Consider the following 2,500-nt stretch of genomic DNA (forward strand, 5'->3'; position numbering starts at 1 on the left):
AGCACCACCTTGCCAAGGTGGGGGTCGCGGGTTCGAACCCCGTCTTCCGCTCCAAAATTTAAGTTGCCATTATCAAGTTTCTAACGCCGGGGTGGCGGAACTGGCAGACGCACAGGACTTAAAATCCTGCGGATAGTGATATCCGTACCGGTTCGATTCCGGTCCTCGGCACCATATACTTATATCATGCGCCCGTAGCTCAACTGGATAGAGTACTTGACTACGAATCAAGCGGTTAGAGGTTCGACTCCTCTCGGGCGCACTTTCGGGAAGTAGCTCAGCTTGGTAGAGCACTTGGTTTGGGACCAAGGGGTCGCAGGTTCGAATCCTGTCTTCCCGACCTTTAAGAAAATATCCCTAATTTTATTATGAAGGGGCCTTAGCTCAGCTGGGAGAGCGCCTGCTTTGCACGCAGGAGGTCAGCGGTTCGATCCCGCTAGGCTCCACCAATTTTTTATGACCTTTGAAAACTGAACAGAAACAAAGATAAAACCAATAGAGACAGCAATGTTTCTAGGTAAGAATCGCAGGGCGGAAATAGAAAGCTATTTCCAAAAGTAATACTAGTAAAGTAATTTGCTAGCGAAGTCAATTTGGCGCAAGGATCTTATTCACGGTGTTGAATAAGTATTCAGATTCATCTTTAATTTTAAAGAGAGTTTGATCCTGGCTCAGGACGAACGCTGGCGGCGTGCCTAATACATGCAAGTCGAACGAACCGAAGAAAGAGCTTGCTCTTTCCGACGTTAGTGGCGGACGGGTGAGTAACACGTGGGCAACCTGCCTGTAAGTTGGGGATAACTCCGGGAAACCGGGGCTAATACCGAATGATAACAAGCGTCGCATGACGCCTGTTTGAAAGATGGTTTCGGCTATCGCTTACAGATGGGCCCGCGGTGCATTAGCTAGTTGGTAGGGTAATGGCCTACCAAGGCAACGATGCATAGCCGACCTGAGAGGGTGATCGGCCACACTGGGACTGAGACACGGCCCAGACTCCTACGGGAGGCAGCAGTAGGGAATCTTCCGCAATGGACGAAAGTCTGACGGAGCAACGCCGCGTGTGTGAAGAAGGTTTTCGGATCGTAAAGCACTGTTGTTAGAGAAGAACAAGGATAAGAGTAACTGCTTGTCCCTTGACGGTATCTAACCAGAAAGCCACGGCTAACTACGTGCCAGCAGCCGCGGTAATACGTAGGTGGCAAGCGTTGTCCGGATTTATTGGGCGTAAAGCGAGCGCAGGCGGTTTCTTAAGTCTGATGTGAAAGCCCCCGGCTCAACCGGGGAGGGTCATTGGAAACTGAGAGACTTGAATGCAGGAGAGGTAAGTGGAATTCCACGTGTAGCGGTGAAATGCGTAGATATGTGGAGGAACACCAGTGGCGAAGGCGGCTTACTGGCCTGTAATTGACGCTGAGGCTCGAAAGCGTGGGGAGCAAACAGGATTAGATACCCTGGTAGTCCACGCCGTAAACGATGAGTGCTAAGTGTTAGGGGGTTTCCGCCCCTTAGTGCTGCAGCTAACGCATTAAGCACTCCGCCTGGGGAGTACGACCGCAAGGTTGAAACTCAAAGGAATTGACGGGGGCCCGCACAAGTGGTGGAGCATGTGGTTTAATTCGAAGCAACGCGAAGAACCTTACCAGGTCTTGACATCCTTTGACCATTCTGGAGACAGAACTTTCCCTTCGGGGACAAAGTGACAGGTGGTGCATGGTTGTCGTCAGCTCGTGTCGTGAGATGTTGGGTTAAGTCCCGCAACGAGCGCAACCCTTAATTTTAGTTGCCAGCATTTAGTTGGGCACTCTAAAGTGACTGCCGGTGCAAGCCGGAGGAAGGTGGGGATGACGTCAAATCATCATGCCCCTTATGACCTGGGCTACACACGTGCTACAATGGATAATACAAAGGGTTGCCAAACCGCGAGGTCGAGCTAATCCCATAAAATTATTCTCAGTTCGGATTGTAGGCTGCAACTCGCCTACATGAAGCCGGAATCACTAGTAATCGTGGATCAGCATGCCACGGTGAATACGTTCCCGGGCCTTGTACACACCGCCCGTCACACCACGAGAGTTTGTAACACCCGAAGTCGGTAGGGTAACCTTTATGGAGCCAGCCGCCGAAGGTGGGACAGATAATTGGGGTGAAGTCGTAACAAGGTAGCCGTATCGGAAGGTGCGGCTGGATCACCTCCTTTCTAAGGAAAAGGAAACCTGCTTTTGTTTTATCTTCTGTTTTGTTCAGTTTTGAGAGGTCAATTCTCTCTAAAGAAGAAAGTTGTTCTTTGAAAACTAGATAAGAAAGTTAGTAAAGTGCGGTATAAGTCTTTGACTTGTACCAACCAAGTAAGAACCGAGAATCAACTGAAAGTAACCTTTCAACTAACCGATACGGCCATCGCTGGCTCGTAGACGTTAAGGAACATACCCGTGGTGAGTTCGAAAGAACAACGACCCACATGGTTAAGTTAGAAAGGGCGCACGGTGGATGCCTTGGC

At 50.0% G+C, this 2,500-nt stretch carries 5 tRNA genes and 2 rRNA genes (2 of these 7 cut by a window edge); all 7 read left to right on the forward strand.

Annotated features, from left to right (window positions below):
- Positions 1 to 54: transfer RNA gene (locus tag UE46_RS01455), tRNA-Gly, on the forward strand; it begins 21 nt to the left of the window's first position.
- Positions 55 to 85: 31 nt separating this feature from the next.
- A tRNA-Leu gene (locus UE46_RS01460) sits at positions 86 to 174 on the forward strand.
- Positions 175 to 188: 14 nt separating this feature from the next.
- Positions 189 to 262, forward strand: a tRNA-Arg gene (locus UE46_RS01465).
- 4 nt (positions 263 to 266) lie between these two features.
- Positions 267 to 340, forward strand: a tRNA-Pro gene (locus UE46_RS01470).
- Positions 341 to 373: 33 nt separating this feature from the next.
- Positions 374 to 449 (forward strand) — tRNA-Ala (locus UE46_RS01475).
- A gap of 199 nt (positions 450 to 648) precedes the next feature.
- Positions 649 to 2,200, forward strand: a 16S ribosomal RNA gene (locus UE46_RS01480).
- Positions 2,201 to 2,463: 263 nt separating this feature from the next.
- Positions 2,464 to 2,500 (forward strand): 23S ribosomal RNA (locus UE46_RS01485) (it continues 2,895 nt past the right edge of the window).
- The 16S and 23S rRNA genes sit together here with 5 tRNA genes alongside, the layout of an rRNA operon.

The sequence above is a fragment of the Listeria weihenstephanensis genome, assembly GCF_003534205.1.
Lineage (GTDB): Bacteria > Bacillota > Bacilli > Lactobacillales > Listeriaceae > Listeria_A > Listeria_A weihenstephanensis.